The 17,056-nt window shown below is 73.3% G+C and carries 17 protein-coding genes; 12 read left to right on the top strand and 5 right to left on the bottom strand.

Annotated elements, in window-relative coordinates; genetic code table 11:
- Window positions 1-4: 4 nt before the first annotated feature.
- The gene (locus tag D3273_RS00265) at window positions 5-1,285 is read right to left on the bottom strand and encodes a ferredoxin:protochlorophyllide reductase (ATP-dependent) subunit N (protein ID WP_129222584.1); all 1,281 of its coding nucleotides are present in this window, start codon (window positions 1,283-1,285) and stop codon (window positions 5-7) included.
- Window positions 1,282-1,797 (bottom strand): 2-vinyl bacteriochlorophyllide hydratase, encoded by a 516-nt coding sequence (gene bchF / locus D3273_RS00260; protein WP_129222583.1) that lies wholly within the window; start codon window positions 1,795-1,797, stop codon window positions 1,282-1,284. Before bchF ends, D3273_RS00265 begins: the two co-directional genes overlap by 4 nt.
- 268 nt (window positions 1,798-2,065) lie before the next feature.
- Here bchF and D3273_RS00255 point away from each other — a divergent pair, with 268 nt between their 5' ends.
- From D3273_RS00255 to D3273_RS00230, 6 genes are all read left to right on the top strand, one after another.
- The gene (locus tag D3273_RS00255; protein WP_129222582.1) at window positions 2,066-2,938 is read left to right on the top strand and encodes a cobalamin B12-binding domain-containing protein; all 873 of its coding nucleotides are present in this window, start codon (window positions 2,066-2,068) and stop codon (window positions 2,936-2,938) included.
- A gap of 118 nt (window positions 2,939-3,056) precedes the next feature.
- Window positions 3,057-4,496, top strand: a complete 1,440-nt coding sequence (gene ppsR / locus D3273_RS00250; protein WP_129222581.1) for a transcriptional regulator PpsR — start codon at window positions 3,057-3,059, stop codon at window positions 4,494-4,496.
- Between the two features lie 261 nt (window positions 4,497-4,757).
- A complete protein-coding gene (gene chlG, locus D3273_RS00245) occupies window positions 4,758-5,663 on the top strand; it encodes a chlorophyll synthase ChlG (protein ID WP_245500911.1) in 906 nt (301 codons plus the stop codon).
- On the top strand, window positions 5,663-6,991 hold the full coding sequence (locus D3273_RS00240; RefSeq protein ID WP_129222580.1) for a BCD family MFS transporter: 1,329 nt from the start codon (window positions 5,663-5,665) through the stop codon (window positions 6,989-6,991). The genes chlG and D3273_RS00240 overlap by 1 nt, the downstream gene beginning before the upstream one ends.
- Complete coding sequence (locus D3273_RS00235) at window positions 6,988-8,190, top strand: geranylgeranyl diphosphate reductase (protein ID WP_129222579.1); 1,203 nt, start codon at window positions 6,988-6,990, stop codon at window positions 8,188-8,190. Before D3273_RS00240 ends, D3273_RS00235 begins: the two co-directional genes overlap by 4 nt.
- Window positions 8,191-8,212: 22 nt before the next feature.
- Window positions 8,213-8,650: a bleomycin resistance protein gene (locus tag D3273_RS00230; protein WP_129222578.1), complete on the top strand. Its 438-nt coding sequence runs from the start codon at window positions 8,213-8,215 to the stop codon at window positions 8,648-8,650.
- A gap of 69 nt (window positions 8,651-8,719) precedes the next feature.
- Here the strand turns inward: D3273_RS00230 and D3273_RS00225 are convergent, their stop codons facing one another.
- From D3273_RS00225 to D3273_RS00215, 3 genes are read right to left on the bottom strand one after another with little or no spacing between them, the layout of a single operon-like run.
- On the bottom strand, window positions 8,720-9,679 hold the full coding sequence (locus D3273_RS00225) for a prephenate/arogenate dehydrogenase family protein (RefSeq protein WP_129222577.1): 960 nt from the start codon (window positions 9,677-9,679) through the stop codon (window positions 8,720-8,722).
- Window positions 9,672-10,793, bottom strand: coding sequence for a pyridoxal phosphate-dependent aminotransferase (locus D3273_RS00220; protein ID WP_129222576.1), 1,122 nt, complete (start codon window positions 10,791-10,793; stop codon window positions 9,672-9,674). The genes D3273_RS00225 and D3273_RS00220 overlap by 8 nt, the downstream gene beginning before the upstream one ends.
- 24 nt (window positions 10,794-10,817) lie before the next feature.
- Window positions 10,818-11,690: a chorismate mutase gene (locus tag D3273_RS00215; protein WP_129222575.1), complete on the bottom strand. Its 873-nt coding sequence runs from the start codon at window positions 11,688-11,690 to the stop codon at window positions 10,818-10,820.
- Window positions 11,691-11,977: 287 nt separating this feature from the next.
- Here D3273_RS00215 and D3273_RS00210 point away from each other — a divergent pair, with 287 nt between their 5' ends.
- From D3273_RS00210 to D3273_RS00190, 6 genes are all read left to right on the top strand, one after another.
- Window positions 11,978-12,367 carry a PilZ domain-containing protein gene (locus D3273_RS00210; RefSeq protein ID WP_129222574.1) on the top strand — a complete coding sequence of 130 codons (390 nt, stop codon included), beginning with the start codon at window positions 11,978-11,980 and terminating at the stop codon, window positions 12,365-12,367.
- Between the two features lie 117 nt (window positions 12,368-12,484).
- A complete protein-coding gene (locus tag D3273_RS28030) occupies window positions 12,485-13,111 on the top strand; it encodes a hypothetical protein (RefSeq protein ID WP_165359323.1) in 627 nt (208 codons plus the stop codon).
- On the top strand, window positions 13,108-13,785 hold the full coding sequence (locus D3273_RS28025) for a TetR/AcrR family transcriptional regulator (RefSeq protein ID WP_165359322.1): 678 nt from the start codon (window positions 13,108-13,110) through the stop codon (window positions 13,783-13,785). Before D3273_RS28030 ends, D3273_RS28025 begins: the two co-directional genes overlap by 4 nt.
- Window positions 13,786-13,902: 117 nt before the next feature.
- Window positions 13,903-14,682 (top strand): Bax inhibitor-1/YccA family protein, encoded by a 780-nt coding sequence (locus D3273_RS00200; protein ID WP_129222572.1) that lies wholly within the window; start codon window positions 13,903-13,905, stop codon window positions 14,680-14,682.
- Between the two features lie 275 nt (window positions 14,683-14,957).
- Window positions 14,958-16,550 (top strand): cation:proton antiporter, encoded by a 1,593-nt coding sequence (locus D3273_RS00195; RefSeq protein ID WP_129222571.1) that lies wholly within the window; start codon window positions 14,958-14,960, stop codon window positions 16,548-16,550.
- Complete coding sequence (locus tag D3273_RS00190) at window positions 16,547-17,044, top strand: GNAT family N-acetyltransferase (protein WP_129222570.1); 498 nt, start codon at window positions 16,547-16,549, stop codon at window positions 17,042-17,044. The genes D3273_RS00195 and D3273_RS00190 overlap by 4 nt, the downstream gene beginning before the upstream one ends.
- Window positions 17,045-17,056 lie beyond the last annotated feature (12 nt).

The following is a 17,056-nucleotide window of genomic DNA, read 5'->3' as shown; positions in this document are numbered from 1 at the left end:
GCGCTCACACCTTCAAGGCTTGGCGCCGCAGGAGCGGCCGGGCGAAGAGGGCGGCGAGGTCGCCGGCCTGTTCGAAACCCTGGATGGGGGTGAACAGGAGCTCGATCGACCACTTGGTGGCGAAGCCCTCGGCTTCGAGCGGGTTGGCGAGGCCGAGCCCGCAGACCACGAGGTCGGGCGCGGCGTCCCGGCACCGGTCGAGCTGCCTGTCGACGTCCTGGCCTTCGCTCAGCATCGTGCCGGCGGGCAGCAGCGCCAGGTCGGCCGCGAGGTGCTGGCGGTGGAGGAACGGCGTGCCGACCTCGACCGGCCGCATGCCGAGTTCGCGTGCCAGGGTGCGGGCGAGCGGGACTTCGAGCTGGCTGTCGGGGAAGAAGAAGATCGACCGGCCGCCGAGCTGCTCGCGGTACGGGGCCAGCGCGGTCGCGGCCCGCTCCCGCGGGGCGGCCGTGACGGCCTCGACGACGTGTCGGGGGATCCCGAAATGCTCGGCCGCGGCGGACAGCCACAGCAGCGTGCCTTCGGCGCCGAGCGGCATGGGGGCGGCGAGCCGGGTGGCGCCGCGTTCCTCCAGCCGTCGCGCCGTTTCGGCCAGGAACGGCTGGGCCAGCAGCATCGCCGTGCCGGGCCCGACGGCCGGCAGCTCGCCCGAGCGGCGTGGCGGCAGGAAGTCGACCTCCGCGATGCCCATCGCGGCGAAGAGGCGGCGGAACTGGTCCTCGACCACGTCGGCCAGCGTGCCGACGACGAGGAGGCGCCGGGGCGCGCCGGGGACGGGCGCGAGCATCTCCGGCACGAGCGAAGCCAGGCAGGCGTCCTCGCCCTCGGTGAAGGTCGTCTCGATGCCCGAGCCGGAATAGTTCAGCACGCGCAGGTCGGGGCCGAAGGCGCGGTTGAGGCGCAGCGCCGCGCGGGACAGGTCGAGCTTGATGACCTCGGACGGGCAGGAGCCCACGAGGAACAGCAGCTTGATATCGGGCCGGCGGTCCAGCAGGCGCGCGACGACGCGGTCGAGCTCCTCGTTGGCGTCGGCGAGGCCGGCGAGGTCGCGCTCTTCCAGGATCGCGGTGGCGAAGCGCGGCTCGGCGAAGATCATCACCCCGGCGGCCGACTGCATGAGGTGGGCGCAGGTGCGCGAGCCGACGACGAGGAAGAAGGCGTCCTGGATCTTGCGATGCAGCCACACGATGCCGGTGAGGCCGCAGAACACTTCGCGCTGGCCGCGCTCGCGCAGCACCGGCGCGTCCGTGCAGCCGGCCGCCGCCAGGGGGGCGAGCGCGTTCATCGGGCGGCTTCCGCGGCGCGCAGGAGCGGGGCAGGCGGCTCCGGCGGCCGGGCCTGCAGCCGCGCGGTCCGCAGCTTCAGCACGAACTGCGCGGCGTTGACCGCGTAGGCGGCGTAGCCCGCGAGGGCCACGGCGAACCGGGCCGCGGGGCTGCCCCAGTGCAGCACCAGCATGGCCACGGACGCGGTGTGCAGGGCCAGCACCAGCATGCTGACCATGTCTTCCCAGTAGAAGGCCGGGGCGAACAGGTAGCGGCCGAACACGGCCTTCTCCCAGATCGAGCCCGTGACCATGATGGCGTAGAGCGCCGCGGTCTTGGCCAGCACGGAAGCCGTCGCGGCCCACAGCCCTTCGCCGGTGGCGAGGTAGCGGCCGACGAGGGCGAGGCTGACGAGGAGGACGGCGAACTGCAGCGGCGCCAGCACGCCCTGCACCAGGGTCCAGCGCGTCGCATCGCGGCGTCGGCGCTCGTCGGCGGTGTAGAGGGGCTTCGTCGTGCCGCCGCGCTGCATCCCGCCCCTCCCTGGTCCGTCGCCGTCGAGGGTGAGATTGAGCGCCGGCTCATCACCTGTCAAGCTAGCTTGACACTTTCGCGCCGCCGCCGTCGCTGCCGGCTTGACAGTCCCGGGCTCCATCGCGTCCTATGGTCGAGGTCGGAAGCGAAAAAGTTCCGGCCTGCCCGCCCCTGCGACACCGGGGCTGCGGCGCGGTCTTTCCAGGCCGCATCCCGCCTTCTAACGTGACGCTAAGAGACGCCTCGTTCCGGAAAGGGGGCCGGTGATGGAACAGCAAGGCTACGGGAAGTCTTCGGGCCCGCCGCAACAGTCGTTCCGGGGCAAGGACCACGACCTCCCCATCGTCGGACACGCTGACTGGCGGCGCGAATTGCGCAAGACCATCCTCAGCCGCGTGGTGCCGCGCTTGTCCGAGATCGGCAAGGAGGCCGAGGGTGCCCCGGCGGCGGAAACCGTCCCGCCCCTCACCGAAGCCCAGGTGGTGCAGTTCTCCGACATGGTGCTGGCGGCGGCGGTGCCGGGCCTCATCAAGTACATCGACGCGCTGCGCGCCGACGGCCTGTCCATCGAGGCCGTGATGCTGCAACTGATGGCCCCGGCGGCGCGGAGGCTGGGCGACCTGTGGCTCGACGACCGGCTCAGCTTCCTCGACGTCACGGCGGGGCTCGGCCGGCTGCAGGGCGTGATGCGGGCGCTGGGGCCCGACTTCGACGGCGACGTGCCCGGCCAGATCCACGGCAAGAAGATCCTTCTGGCGCCCGTGTCGGGCGAGCAGCACGTCTTCGGCCTGTCGGTCGTGGCGGCCTTCTTCCGCCGCGCCGGCTGGGACGTGACCTTCGAGCCGCGCATCGCCTTCGACGACCTCCTGATCCTCGTGCGGGCGGAGCGCTTCACCGCCATCGGGCTGTCGGTCGCCAACGACAGGTTCCTGCCCGCCCTTCCGGCCCAGGTGCAGGCGCTGCGCCGCGCGTCCCTCAACGGGGACGTGACGCTGCTGGCGGGCGGGCCCGCCTTTCTGCTCGATCCGGAACTGCACCGGACCGTCGGCGTCGACGCCGTCGCGTCGGACGCCACGGAAGCCGTGCAGATGGCGGAAGCGCTGTCCGGCCAGGTGGTCGCCGCCGCCGCTCGCTCCTGACTTTTTCTGTTTAAAAGGAAGGCTTCGCATTTCGAAACGAGCCGCTTATCGTGAATAAAGCTGGGCGGCGCGCGTCACTCGCGGGAGCCGCCCGACGTTTCCGCAAAGGCGAACCCCCTTGATCGGTACCACCGTCCTTCCCGGCCCCAGAGGTGGTTTCCGGTCCCCGGGAGCCCTGCTGGGCGACATCGGGGCCGAAACCTTCTCGCAGCTCGTGTCGGCGAGCAGCGACATCGCTCTCGTGGTGGATCGCGGCGGGGTCGTGCGCGACGTGTCGGTCGGCGACGCCGAACTCGCGGCGCGCGTGGGCGGCGGCTGGATCGGGCGGCCCCTCGTCGAAACCGTGACGGTCGAAAGCCGCGGCAAGGTCCGGTCCCTGCTCGGGACCGCCGCCGGCGACGGGCTCGCCTGGCACGAGATCAACCATGCCGTGGACGGCGGCGAGGACCTCCCCGTCCGCTACGTCGGGGTGCGCCTGCCGAAGGACGGGCAGTTCGTCGTGCTCGGACGCGACCTGCGCGGCCTCGCGCGCCTGCAGCAGCAGCTCGTCGACATCAACCTCACGGTGGAGCGCGACTACGCCCTCTATCGCAGCGCGGAAACCCAGTTCCGCCTGATGTTCCAGACGTCCGGCGAGGCCATGCTGATCGCCGACGCGGCGACGCGGCGCGTGACGGACGTGAACCCGGCCGGCGAAGACCTGCTGCACCGCGTGGCGCGCCGCCTCGTGGGCACGACGATCGACGAGCTGTTCCTCGACGACGACGCCAACGCGATCTCGGACTGCGCCGCGGCGGCGCGCGCCATGGGCCAGGCGTCCTGCGCGGCGCTGCGGCTGCGGCTGACCTCGGCCGACGTGTCGCTGTCGGCGTGGCTGCTGCGCGGCGGCGGCCCGTCGCAGCTCCTCGTGCGGCTGTCCGCCGGCGGCGCGGCGAGGGCCGGGGTATCGGCGCTGGGCGACGCCTGGGGCGCCTTGAGCCACCTGCCCGAGGCCATGGTGACCGCCACGGGCGACCTCGACATCATCGAAGCCAACGAGGCCTTCCTCGACCTCGTGGACGTCGCCACCGCCAACCAGATCCGCTCGGAGTCCCTCGCACGCTTCGTCGGGCGCCACGGCGTCGACATGAACGTGCTGACGTCCCGCCTGCAGGACAACGGGTCGATCCGGCGCTACGCCACGGTGCTGCGCGGGCAATACGGCGCCGTGCGCGACGTCGAGCTGACCGCCGCCGTGGCGGACCGCGACGAGAAGCGCGTCTACGCCTTCCTGTTCCGCCCCGTCATGGCCGAGCGTTCCGTGCTGGGCGACGTGCGCCGGCCGCTGCGCCCGGTCAGCGAAATGACGGACCTCGTGGGCCGCGTGCCGCTGCGCGACATCGTGCGCGAAGCCACCGACATCATCGAGGAGCTGTGCATCGAGGCCGCGCTCGCCGTGACGCAGGACAACCGGGCTTCCGCCGCCGAGATGCTGGGGTTGAGCCGCCAGAGCCTCTATTCCAAGCTCCGCCGCTACGGCATCGGCGACCTGCCGTCGGACCCGTCGAACGCCGGCTGACGCCGCGTCGCCACCGTCCCGGCGGCGTCGGGCGGTGCCGCGCATCTCGCCCGGCACCTCGTGCCCCGGCGCCCGGCGCCCACCCTGGCACGCCTCCGGACCGCGACGCCCATCGGCGGGCGCGGGGCGTCCCGCGCCGCACCAACACGGGATCGTGATGGCGCTTCGGCAGCATCGGAACATAGGCCGAGTGTCCAGGCGAGCCCGCCCGAAGTGTCAAGTCAGATTGACAACTCTTCGGCGCTCCACCAGCATGACGCCATGCGAGACCACTCCGCCCTGGCCCCCGCCATCGACCGTCCCGCCCCGGCGGCGGTGCTGGAGCTGCTGAAGCCGATCACCTGGTTTCCGCCGATGTGGGCCTTCGGCTGCGGGCTGGTGTCGGGCGGCCTCACGCTGCCGTCGCAGCTCGGCCTGATGCTCGGCGGCGCGGTGCTGGCGGGGCCGCTGCTGTGCGGCGCCAGCCAGGCCGTCAACGACTGGTTCGATCGGCACGTCGACGCCGTCAACGAGCCGTCCCGCCCCATCCCGTCGGGCCGCGTGCCCGGCCGCTGGGGCCTCGCCGTCGCCGTCGTGGCATCCGCGCTGGCGCTGCTCGTCGCAGCCGCGTTCGGCCGGTGGGTGCTGGTGCCGGCGGCGCTGGGAACGGCCCTGTCCTGGGCCTACAGCGCGCCGCCGCTGCGCTTGAAGGCGAACGGGTGGTTCGGCAACGCCGCCGTGGCGCTGTCCTACGAGGGGCTGGCCTGGCTGGCGGGCGCCGACGTGGTGGCCGGGACCGCTCCCGACCGACGTGTCCTCGCCCTGGCGCTGCTTTACAGCCTCGGCGCCCACGGCATCATGACGCTGAACGACTTCAAGTCCGTCGAGGGCGACCGCCGCATGGGCGTGCGCTCGTTGCCGGTGCAGCTCGGCGTCGCGCGCGCGGCCCGGGTGGCCTGCGCCGCCATGGCGCTGCCGCAGGTCGCCGTGGCGCTGTCGCTGCTCGCCTGGGGTCGGCCCTGGCACGCCGCGGCGATCGCGCTCCTCACCGCGCTCCAGCTCGCCCTGATGCCCCGCTTCCTGCGCGACCCGCGGCGCGAAGCCCCCCGCTACAACGCGTCCGGCACCGGCCTGTCCGTGCTCGGCATGATGGTCGCCGCCGTCGCGGTGCGGAGCCTCGTGCCGTGATGGAGGAAGCGCGTCCGCTCGGCTGGTTCGGCGTCGCCCGGCTCGGCCTCGTCCAGGCGTCGATCGGCGCCGTGGTGGTCATGGCCACCACGACGCTGAACCGCGTGATGGTGGTGGAACTGGCGCTGCCGGCCGTCGTGCCCGGCGCCCTGGTGGCGGCCCACCACGCCGTGCAGGTGTTGCGCCCCCGCTGGGGCCACGGCTCGGACGCCACGGGCCGGCGCACGCCCTGGATCCTCGGCGGCATGGCGGCCCTGTCGCTCGGCGGCACCGGCGCGGCGCTCGGCGTGTTGCTGATCCCCGCCATGCCGGCCGTCGGGCTCGCGCTCGCGGCCCTGTGCTACCTGCTGATCGGCCTCGGCGTCGGCGCCGCCGGCACGTCGCTGCTGACGCTCGCCGCGACCCGCGTCGCGCCCGAGCGCGGCGCCGCCGCGGCGGCGGCGATCTGGATCATGATGATCGCCGGTTTCGCCGTCACGGCCGGCGTCGCCGGGGCCGCCCTCGATCCCTTCTCCCTGGGTCGGCTCGTGCGCGTGGTCGGCGCCGTCTGCGCGGTCGCGCTGCTGCTGAGCGCGCTGTCGTTGTGGGGCCTCGAAGGCCGGGCGCCGGGCGCCGGCGCCCCCCGGGCGGCCGTGGCACCGCGGCCCGCCTTCGGGGTGGCGCTGCGCCGGGTGTGGGCCGAGGCGCCGGTGCGGAACTTCACGCTTTTCGTCTTCGCCTCCATGCTGGCCTACGGCTCGCAGGACCTCGTGCTCGATCCCTTCGCCGGCCGCGTGCTGGGCCTGACGCCCGGCGACACCACGAAGCTGTCCGGCCTCCAGCACGGCGGCGCGCTCGCCGGCATGCTGGCCTTGGCGACCGTGGGCGCGCTGTGGGGCCGGCGGCGGCGGGATTTCCTGCGCGCCGGCGCCGTCGCGGGCTGCATCCTGTCGGCCCTGGTTCTCGCCGGGCTCGCGTCCGGCGCGCTCGGGGCCGTCGTCCCGCTGCGCCCGGCGGTGGCGCTGCTCGGCTTCGGCAACGGCGTGTTCGCGGTGGCGGCGGTCGGCTCCATGATGACCCTGGCGGGGCAGGGCGGGCCCGAGGGGGCCGGCCTGCGCATGGGCGTGTGGGGCGCCGCCCAGGCGCTGGCCTTCGGCGCCGGCGCGGTGCTCGGCCCCGGCCTCGTCCAGGGCGGCATCGCGCTGATGGGCGCCCCGCCGCCGGCCTACGCGGCCGTCTTCCTCGTCCAGGCCTCCCTGTTCCTCCTGTCCGCGCGCCTCGTCGCGTCGGCGGCCCCCGCGGGTGCCGGCGACGCCCGCGCCGCGGACCTCGTCCCGGTGTCGGCATGACAGCACAGACCGAGATCTTCGACTGCGTGGTGGTCGGCGGGGGCCCGTCGGGCGCAACGGCGGCCGACGACCTCGCGCGGGCCGGGCGCCGGGTCGCGCTGCTCGACCGGGCGGGGCGCATCAAGCCCTGCGGCGGCGCCATCCCGCCCCGCTGCATCGCCGATTTCGCGCTTCCCCCGGAACTGCTCGTCGCCCGGATCCGCTCGGCCCGGATGGTGTCGCCGAAGCGGCGCGACGTCGACATGCCCATCGACGGTGGCTTCGTCGGCATGGTGGACCGCGAGCATTTCGACGAATGGCTGCGCGAGCGCGCCGCCGCCGCCGGCGCGCGCCGCATCGGCGGCACGTTCGAGGCGATCGCCCGCGACCCGGACGGCACCGCGGTGGTGCGCTACCGGCCGAAGGGCGCCCCCGCCGACGCGGTCGCGGAGATCCGCGCCCGCGCCGTGATCGGCGCCGACGGCGCTCGCTCGGCCGTGGCCAAGGCCGAGGTGAAGGGCGGCGGCGCTGCGCGATGCGTCTTCGCCTATCACGAGATCGTGCGCTCGCCGGTGCCGGCCACGGATGGCGCCTTCGATCCCGCGCGCTGCGACGTGCATTACCGGGGCGCCGTGTCGCCGGACTTCTACGGCTGGATCTTCCCGCACGGCGACACGACCAGCGTCGGCACCGGCAGCGCCCGCAAGGGTTTCGCGCTGCGCGATGCGGTCGGCAAGCTCCGCGCCGACGTGGGCCTGGGCGCCGCCGAAACGCTGCGGCGCGAGGGCGCGCCGATCCCGATGAAGCCGCTGAAGCGCTGGGACAACGGCCGCGACCTCGTGCTGGCGGGCGACGCCGCCGGCGTCGTGGCGCCCGCCTCGGGCGAGGGGATCTATTACGCGATGCTGGGCGGCCGGCTGGCCGCCGAAGCGGTGGCGGAGTTCCTCCAAACCGGCAAGGCCAAGGCCCTGGCGGGCGCCCGCCGCCGCTTCATGAAGGAGCACGGGCAGGTGTTCTTCATCCTCGGCCTGATGCAGGCGGTCTGGTACCGGAGCGACGGCATGCGGGAGCGCTTCGTCAAGCTGTGCCGCGACCCGGACGTGCAGCGCCTGACCTGGGACAGCTACATGAACAAGCGCATCCGGCGTTCCGACCCGATGGCGCACCTGCGCGTGTTCTTCAAGGACATGGCCCACCTCCTCCGCTTGGCGACGCCGTGACGCCCCGCGACGGCGCGCCGTCGTGAACGCCGCGCAGCCTGCCGGCCGGGCGCGCCTCGTCCCCGAGCTCGTCGTCACCGATCTCGACCGCAGCCTCGCGTTCTGGCGCGACCTCGTGGGCTTCCGCATCCTCTACGGGCGGCCGGAGGACCCGTTCGCCTTCCTCGAGCGCGACGGTGCCGAGGTCATGCTGGACGAGTACGACCCCGACGGCCGGCACTGGCTGCTGGCGCCCTTCGCGCCGCCGCTGGGGACCGGCATGAACCTGCAGGTGTCCGTCGCCGATGTCGCGCCCATCCTGGCGCGGCTCCGTGCGGCCGGTTGGCCCCTGCTCCTCGAACCCGAGGACAAGTGGTACCGCGCGGGCGAGGTCGAGAACGGCCAGCGGCAGTTCGTCGTGGCGGATCCGGACGGCTACCTGCTGCGCCCCGCCCAGGCCCTCGGGTCGCGCCCCGTCTGACCGACCCGCGGAGTCGGATGCCACCCGGCCTCGGACCCGACGTCGTCGTCGAAGACGCCCCCTCGCGCTTCAGGCGCCGGGCTCCTTCGGGGTCGGCGCGCCGGGGCGGCCGAAATCCGCCGCCGCCGTTTCCTGGCCCACCGCCACGATGGAGCGCCGGATGGCCCGGGTGCGGGTGAACAGGTCGAAGAGGCCGTCCCCGTCGCCGAACCTCACCATGCGCTGCAGCGCCGACAGGTCCTCGAGGAAGCGGCCGAGCATCTCCAGCACGGCGTCGCGGTTGTTGAGGAACACGTCCCGCCACATGGTGGGATCCGAGGCCGCGATGCGGGTGAAGTCGCGGAAGCCGCCGGCCGAGAACTTGATGACCTCGGAATCCGTGACGGTTTCGAGGTCCGCCGCCGTGCCCACGATGTTGTAGGCGATGAGGTGCGGCACGTGGCTGGTGATGGCCAGCACCAGGTCGTGGTGGTGCGGCGTCATCGTGTCGACCTTGGCGCCGAAGGATTCCCACAGCGCCCGCACCCGCGCGACCGCGTCCTCGGTCGAGGCGTCGCAGGGGGTGAGGATGCACCAGCGGTTCTCGAACAGCGCCGCGAAGCCGGCGTCGGGCCCCGAGAATTCCGTGCCCGCCACGGGATGGGCCGGAACGAAGCTGACACCGGCGGGGAGGTGCGGCGTCACCGCCGCCACCACCGAGCCCTTCACCGAGCCGACGTCGCTCACCACCGCCCCGGGCGCGAGATGGGGCGCGATGTCGGCCGCCACCGTCCCGATGGCGCCGACCGGCACGCACAGGACGACGTGGTCGGCGTCGCGCACCGCTTCCGCGGGGGTTTCGGCCACGCGGTCGGCGAGCCCGAGTTCCGCCACCCGGGCCCGCACGGCGTCGGACGCGTCGTAGGCCACCACCTCGCCGACGCGCCCGCCGCGCCGCGCCGCCAGCGCCATGGAGGCGCCGATCAACCCGAGCCCGACGATCGCGACGCGCGCGAAGACCGGAGGCTCGATCGCGGCCGGCTCAGCCATGCGCGGGTGCCGCCGCCATGAACGACCGCAGCGTTTCGGCCACGAGGCGGTTGGCTTCCTCGGTGCCGACCGTCACGCGCAGGTGGTCGGGCAAGCCGTAGGACGACACGGCCCGCACCACGAGGCCCCGCTCGGCCAAGTATCGGTCGGCCGCCGCGGCGTCGCGGCCCCCGCCCCGGGGGAACCCGACGAGGAGGAAGTTGCCGACGCTCGGGACGACGTCGAGCCCGATGCCGCGCAACGCGTCGGTCAGCCAAGCTGCCCAATGGGCGTTGTGCACCACGGCGGCGTCCTCGTGGGCGCGGTCCTCCATGGCGGCGATGCCGGCCTCGATCGCCGGCAGGTTGACGTTGAAGGCGCCGCGGATGCGGTTCATCGCGTCGCAGACCGGGGCCGGCGCATAGGCCCAGCCGACCCGCAGCGCCGCCAGGCCGTGGATCTTCGAGAAGGTCCGCGTCATCACGACGTTGTCGGCCGTCGCGGCCAGTTCCAGGCCGGACGAGTAATCGTTGTTGCGGACGTATTCGGCGTAGGCGGCGTCGAGCACCAGGACGATGTCGGGCCTCAGGCCGGCATGCAGCCGCTTGACCTCGGAGAAGGGCAGGTAGGTGCCGGTCGGGTTGTTGGGGTTGGCGAGGAACACCATGCGGGTGCGCTCGGTCACGCGCTGCAGGATGGCGTCGACGTCGGCGGTGAGGTCGCGCTCGGGCGCCACCACGGGGGTGCCGCCCGCCGCCCGGATGGCGATGTCGTAGATCAGGAAGCCGTGCGCGGAATGGATCGCCTCGTCGCCCGGCCCGATGTAGCCGTAGGCGAGCAGCGACAGCAGGTCGTCCGAGCCGCATCCGCACACGATCCGCGCCGGGTCGATGCCGTAGCGCCTGCCGATGGCCTCGCGCAGGCGGGTGGCGGCGCCGTCAGGGTAGATTTCCAGCTTCTGGGCCGCGGCCGCGAAGGCCGCCATGGCCTTGGGGGAGGGGCCGAGCGGGTTCTCGTTCGACGACAGCTTGTGCAGCTTCACGCCGGGCGGCACCGCGCTCTTGCCGGGCACGTAGGCCTCGATGGCGAGCACGCCGGCGCGGGGCACCGGGCGGGGGGCGGGGGCGGTCGACATGGGGTGGGCTCTCGGTCGCGTGTGTCAGGTCGGGACGGCGGGGGAAAAGTCGTAGCGGGCCGCGTGGCTGCCGATCGGCGCCACGCGCACGTCCGCGGCCGTGGCGCCGAGCGCGTCGCGGAGCCGCCCGGCGGCGTCGTCCGGGGAGGAAGCGCCGGGCGTCGCGGGCTCGCCCGGCAGGGCCACGAGCAGGGCCAGGCCCTCGGCCCCGGCGGCCTGTTCGAGGATCTCGCCGCCGACCGACGCCACGGCGCCCGGCACGCCGTCGCGCCACCGGTCGATCCACACGCTGTAGACCAGCACCTCCGTGGCCGGCGTGGCGACGGACGGCATGGCGACCACGAAGACCGGCATGCCGGCCGGGTGGCCGGGCCGTTCGACGAAGGGGAGGCGGGCGATGACCTTCGGGGCGTCGGGCCCCGCGAGCGCGCGCCACCACGGCCCCGCCGCGATGCCGCCGTGGAGCCGCACGAGGCCGAGGTCCGTCCCGGCCGCGCGCACCGCCGCGATCACGGCCGCCGGACCCGCGTGGGTGTGGAGCGGCACCGTGAAGCCGAAATGGAACCGCGCCGAGTCGCGCATGGCCGCGTCGCCGGCGGAGCTGTCGGCGTGGACGGCGTATTCCGCCTGGACGTGGGTGAAGGTGGAGATGATGATGCGCCAGATGCCCTCGACCGTGTCGAGCGGCAGGCGGCCGCGGTGCCGCTCGGCGATGTGGCGCATCATCGAGGCTTCGCGGTCCGGCCGGAAGGCCGAGCCGCCGCCCGCACGCGCTTTCACGGCGATCAGCCGGTCGATGATCTCGCCGCGCGCGATGAGGCTCGCATGCATGTCGGCGTCGATGCGGTCGATCTCGACCCGCAGGTCCGCCAGTGTTTCGGGCCGCAGGTCCGTCATGCCCCCGCCGCCCCCCTCCGGGTCGACCCGGGCCCCATGGCGAGCTGGCGCCGGGCTTCCGCTTCGCGGTGGTCCCGGCGGGTCCGTGCGGCGGCTTCGGCGGGGCGGGGGGTGGCGCTCATCGGGACCGTGTTCCGGGGCGGGATGTCCCGCCTTGTATCGGGGCGGGGGCGGGGACGCAAAGGGCGAGCGCGGTCGCGTGTCCGCCCCATTCCGGCACGCCCGGCCCTGGTGCGAGGCTTGCTAACCTTTTGTTCATCCTGAGAGCGTCGGTTGGGGGATCGATCATGCTGGAACGCCGGAAGCATCACAGGGGTCGCGACTTCGCCTGCGGGACCATCGTCGACGGGCAGCGGAACGCGACATACGATTGCGTGCTGCGCAACCTGTCCGACGGCGGTGCGCTGCTCCTGGTCGACGAGCCGAGCCGCGCCCCGGTGGAGCTGAAACTGGCGGTGCGCGGCGGCATGCGCGCGGCGCGGATCGTGTGGCGCAGCGAAACGGAAGTGGGAATCGCCTTCGCGGCGGCCGGTGGCGCGGCGGTGCGCCCCGCACCCGCTTCGGTGGTGTGCCTCGACGCGGCGCGGCGCGCGCGTGTCGGCGGCAGCGACGAACGACGCCTCGCCGACCGCATCGCCCGGTTCGTGCGGTCGCCCCGGCGGCCCGACCGCGGCTGACGCCCGGGCCGCGGAATCGCCGCGCCGCTGAGCGCGTTCGGAAGGACCGGAGCCTCGGATCCGCCTCAAACGACCGTATGATATTCATACGGTCGTAGGGACCGGGGAGCGGTGTCCATGCTGCGCACGACGTCTGTCCTGCCGAAGTCCGTCCTGAAATGGGTGTCGCAGGTGGCGGCGTCGCTCGGGGCGACGCTGTCGGCCACGCTGATCTGGTCGGCGGTCCCGCATCCCGGCGCGGCACCGGCGCCGCAGCCCGAGTTGACCAGCGGCGGCAAGTTCGCGGCCCGCGCGGTCGGGCCGGTTGCCTTCGACGGGCTGGACACCATGCCTCTGCCCCACGTCGCGCCGTCGCCGGCGCGGTTCGTCGCGCCGAGCGTCGAGCCTGCCCCTTCGGCGATGCTGCATGCCGCCGCCTGGGACGAGGCCGCGCCGTCGCAAGCGCCCCGCCCGGTCCGCCCGGTCCGCTCCGCCCAGCGTGCCCCGCTGCGCGCCGACGCGCCGCGCGCCGAAGCCGTGCATGGGGAACCGCGGCATGCCGAGCAGGCTCCGCACCCCGCCGCCGCCGTTCCCGCACAGGTCGCCGCGGAGCCCGAAGCGGACGGCGGCCTGCTGAAGGCCGTGATCCCGTCGGCGCTGCCCCGCATCCTGCCCTCGATCGTGTCGACCGCGCGGAGCGCCTGGACCGTCACGGCCTCGGCCGGCGACACGCTGATGTCGCATGTGGTGCCGCTGATCCCGTGAGCGACGTCGCGACCCCCGGGATCCACGCCCACCGGGCCCCGTCGCGGCAGGCGGAGGCCACGCGGCGCGCCCTCGTGGCCGCCGGCATCGACGCTTTCGCGGAACACGGCTTCGAGGCCGCCTCGGTGCGCGACATCACCGCCAAGGCCGAGGTCAACCAGGGCGCCATCACCTATCATTTCGGCGGCAAGGAGGGGCTGTACCGGGCCGTGCTCGAAGCCGTACGCGACAAGGTGGCGGAGCAGCCCTTGCTGGACGCGTCGGGCGTCGGGCGCCATCCGCCCGACGAGCTGCTGCGGCGTTTCCTCCGGCAGATGCTGGCCCCCTTGGCCGAAGGCCCGGCGGACCGGCGCCACCTGCGCGTGTTCGCCTGGGAGCAGCTGCGCCCGACGGCGGTGGGGCGCCGGCTGACGGAAGACACGCCCTTCCCACCCGCCGTGCTGGCCGGGCACATCGTCCGGCACCTGCGGCCCGGCGCGTCGGATCCCGAGGTCGCCATCGCGGTGGCGTGGATGGTGGGGCAGGCCGTCACCTTCCTGCGCGACGCGGACTACTGGTCGCGCCCGCCCTTCTCGGTCGCCCTCGACGCCGCGTCCCTGGATGGGATCGTGGCGACGCTGGCGCGGCTCTGCCTGGGCGGCCTCGCCGGCGCCGTTCATCTTACGGAGAATTAATGGCGCGGAGGCGCTTTGCGCCGCGCGAGGGCCTTCCCGGTGCGCCGCGGCGAGGCCATATTCCGCTCAGCGACCGACGCGTCTCCCATGGGGGCGTCGGCCATCAGAGGGGTTCTCATGTCCGACTACCGCAATCCGTCGTACCGCTGGGGCGGCACCGCGGCCCGGGCCGGCGCTGACGTCGACCAGGGGCTCCGCTCCTACATGCTGGGCGTCTACAACAACATGGTGCTGGGCCTGGCCGTCACCGGCCTCGTCGCGATGGGCACCAACATGCTGGCCGTGACGCGCGACCCGGCGGAAGCCGCGGCCCGCTTCCACAGCTTCTACCTCACCAGCTTCGGCGTGGCGCTCTACGGCAGCCCGCTGCGCTACGTCGTGATGCTGGCGCCGCTGGCCTTCATCTTCTTCTTCCAGTTCCGCATCGACCGCATGTCGGCGGCGTCCGCTCGCAACATGTTCCTGGCCTTCTCGGCCGTGATGGGCCTGTCGCTGTCGTCGATCCTGCTGGTCTACACCGGGCAGTCGGTGGCCCTGGCCTTCTTCGAAACCGCGGCCGCCTTCGGCTCGCTGAGCCTCTACGGTTACACGACCAAGCGCGATCTGACGCCCATCGGCTCGTTCCTGGTGATGGGCCTGTTCGGCCTGATCATCGTCAGCCTCGTGAACATCTTCATCCACAGCTCGGCGCTGCAGTTCGGGATCTCGATCCTGGCGGTCGGTATCTTCGCCGGCCTCACCGCCTGGGACACCCAGCGCATCAAGGAGATGTATTGGGAGCACGACGGCTACGAGGTCGCCACCAAGAAGGCCGTCAATGGCGCCCTGATGCTCTACCTCGACTTCATCAACATCTTCACGGCGCTGATCCAGCTGACGGGCAACCGCAACAACTGATCCCCTCCGCCGACCGACGATGCGAAGCCCCGGAGCGATCCGGGGCTTTTTCATGTCCGGCTGTGCGGCGCGTCTGCGTCCCCGCGTCGCCGTCGATCTCCGCTGCGGCGCGACCCTGTCCCGCTCCGCCGAGCGGGGTGTCGTGGGCTCGTCCCTGCCATCCTGCCCTTCTTCCCCGCCGGGCGAGGAGGACCGTCGTTCGTCGACCCACGAAGGCCCATCGAGCGCCCGCTCTTGGATGCGCGGGCCGCCGCGACCCGCTATACCGTGGCGACATGGCGCTCTTCGAACTCCTCATCGCACTGCTGCTCGGCGGCGCTGTCCTGACGGCACTGGCCCATCGGATCGGGGCTCCCTATCCGGTGCTCCTGGCGCTGGCCGGCACGGCGCTGGCCATCTCGCCCGTCAACGTGCCGGGCATCCGTCTCGATCCCGACCTGGCGCTGACCCTGTTCGTGGCGCCCGTGATCCTCGACGCGGCCTTCGACACGTCCCCGCGCGACCTGCGCGAGAACTGGGTGCCGGTGACGGGGCTGGTGCTCATCGCCGTGGCGCTGACCATCGCGGCCGTGTCGGTCGTGGCGCGCGCGCTCGTGCCCGAGATGCCCTGGTCGGTGGCCGTGGCGCTCGGCGCCGTGGTGTCGCCGCCCGATCCGGTGTCGGCCACCGCCATCCTGGGCCGGCTGTCCCCGCCGCGCCGCCTCGTCGTCATCCTGGAAGGGGAAGGGCTGCTCAACGACGTGAGCGCCCTCCTGATCTACCGTCTCGCCGTCGCGGCGGCGGTCGGAACGGCGCTGACGGCCGGCCACGCGGTGCCGCTCTTCCTTCTGAACTCGCTGGGCTCGGTGGCGCTCGGCTGGGCGCTGGCCCGCCTGTACCTGCTGCTCGCCGGCCGCATCACCGACCTCGCCATCTCGGTCGTCACGCAGTTCGTCGCCACCTTCGCGGTGTGGATCATCGCCGAGAAGCTCCAGGTCTCCACCGTGCTGACCATCGTGGTCTACGCGCTGGTGCTCGCCCGGCGGATCACGAGCCTGCAGAAGGCGGAAGTGCGGCGCGGCTCGCTCGCCGTGTGGGAAGTCGCCGTCTACGTGCTGAACGCGCTGGCCTTCATCCTCGTCGGCCTGCAGCTCCAGGACATCGGCGACGCGATCCCCGGCGGCGTGACCCGCTACATCGGCTTCGGCCTGGCGGTGCTCGCCACCGTGATCGCCGTGCGGCTCGCCTGGACCTTCACCTACAACGCGATCGCCCGCATGGTGGAGCGCTTCGCCCTGCCGCCGGAGCGGCGCACGCCGACCGCGCGCTCCTACAAGAGCGCCCTCGTGGTGGGCTGGTGCGGCATGCGCGGGCTGCTCACCCTGGCCACCGCGCTGGCGCTGCCCTTCGACGGCGCCTTCGCCAACGCCGAACACCGCGACCTCGTCATCGTCGCCGCCTTCTCCGTCGTGCTCGGCACCCTGGTCATCCAGGGCCTGACGCTGGGGCCGCTGCTGGCCCGGCTCGGCCTCGGCGACGACGGGCGGGGCACGCTCGAGCGCGACGTCGCCCGCCAGGAAACCACGCGGGCCGCCATCGCGTCGCTCGACGGCGTCGACGAGCCCGAGGCCGCGATGCTGCGCAAGGAATATTCCGTGGTGCTGCAGGACGAAGCGCTGCGCCACCTGCGCCCCAAGGTGTTCGGGCGGCTGCGCATGGCCGCCATCGCGGCGGAGCGGGACACGCTGATGCGCTTGCGGCGCGAGCGCGCCATCGGCGAGGATGCCTACCGGGACGTCGAGGAAGAGCTCGACTGGGCCGAGGGCAACGCCCGGCGCCGCGGCCGCGCGCTCCGCCTGCCGGACGGCGACGATGGGGGACGGCGATGAGCATGGTGGTCCGCGACGCCCGCGAGGACGACCTTCCCGCCATCCTGGCGATCCACAACCACGTCGTCGCGACCTCGACGGCGCATTACAATTTCACGCCCGCGGACCTCGCCGACCGGCGCGCGCTCGTCCTGGGGCGCCAGTCCGCCGGGCTGCCGTTCCTCGTCGCCGCGGACGGCGACGCGGTGGCGGGCTACGCGTCCTTCGGGCCGTTCCGCCCGCAGGACGGCTTCGGCCGCACGGTGGAGCACATGGTCTACGTGGCGCCGGAGTTCCAGCGCCGCGGCGTGGCGGCCCTGCTGCTGGCCGCGCTCATCGCCCGCGCCCGCGCGCTCGGGCTGCACGTGATGCTCGGGGCCCTCGACGCCGCCAACGAGGCCTCGATCGCCCTGCACGCCCGCATGGGCTTCGCCAAGGTCGGGCTGATGCCGCAGGCCGGCTACAAGTTCGGCCGCTACCTCGACCTGCTGTGGATGCAGATCGTCCTGGATTGAGCGATGGGCGCC

Origin of the sequence: Lichenibacterium minor (assembly GCF_004137685.1) — a bacterium.
In the GTDB taxonomy this organism is placed as follows: domain Bacteria; phylum Pseudomonadota; class Alphaproteobacteria; order Rhizobiales; family Beijerinckiaceae; genus Lichenihabitans; species Lichenihabitans minor.
The sequence above is the reverse complement of the archived record's forward strand: the minus strand, read 5'-3'. Positions and strand labels throughout refer to the sequence as shown.

Excerpts from the sequence above, each read along its gene's own strand:
- bchF (WP_129222583.1), bottom strand. The coding sequence starts at position 1,797 with ATGCAGCGCGGCGGCACGACGAAGCCCCTCTACACCGCCGACGAGCGC.
- D3273_RS00240 (WP_129222580.1), top strand. The coding sequence starts at position 5,663 with ATGGAGGAAGCGCGTCCGCTCGGCTGGTTCGGCGTCGCCCGGCTCGGC.
- D3273_RS00235 (WP_129222579.1), top strand. The coding sequence starts at position 6,988 with ATGACAGCACAGACCGAGATCTTCGACTGCGTGGTGGTCGGCGGGGGC.
- D3273_RS00215 (WP_129222575.1), bottom strand. The coding sequence starts at position 11,690 with ATGACGGACCTGCGGCCCGAAACACTGGCGGACCTGCGGGTCGAGATC.
- D3273_RS00220 (WP_129222576.1), bottom strand. The coding sequence starts at position 10,793 with ATGTCGACCGCCCCCGCCCCCCGCCCGGTGCCCCGCGCCGGCGTGCTC.
- D3273_RS00255 (WP_129222582.1), top strand. The coding sequence starts at position 2,066 with ATGGAACAGCAAGGCTACGGGAAGTCTTCGGGCCCGCCGCAACAGTCG.
- D3273_RS28030 (WP_165359323.1), top strand. The coding sequence starts at position 12,485 with ATGCTGCGCACGACGTCTGTCCTGCCGAAGTCCGTCCTGAAATGGGTG.
- D3273_RS00265 (WP_129222584.1), bottom strand. The coding sequence starts at position 1,285 with ATGAACGCGCTCGCCCCCCTGGCGGCGGCCGGCTGCACGGACGCGCCG.
- D3273_RS00210 (WP_129222574.1), top strand. The coding sequence starts at position 11,978 with ATGCTGGAACGCCGGAAGCATCACAGGGGTCGCGACTTCGCCTGCGGG.
- D3273_RS00225 (WP_129222577.1), bottom strand. The coding sequence starts at position 9,679 with ATGGCTGAGCCGGCCGCGATCGAGCCTCCGGTCTTCGCGCGCGTCGCG.
- chlG (WP_245500911.1), top strand. The coding sequence starts at position 4,758 with ATGCGAGACCACTCCGCCCTGGCCCCCGCCATCGACCGTCCCGCCCCG.
- D3273_RS00195 (WP_129222571.1), top strand. The coding sequence starts at position 14,958 with ATGGCGCTCTTCGAACTCCTCATCGCACTGCTGCTCGGCGGCGCTGTC.
- D3273_RS00190 (WP_129222570.1), top strand. The coding sequence starts at position 16,547 with ATGAGCATGGTGGTCCGCGACGCCCGCGAGGACGACCTTCCCGCCATC.
- D3273_RS00200 (WP_129222572.1), top strand. The coding sequence starts at position 13,903 with ATGTCCGACTACCGCAATCCGTCGTACCGCTGGGGCGGCACCGCGGCC.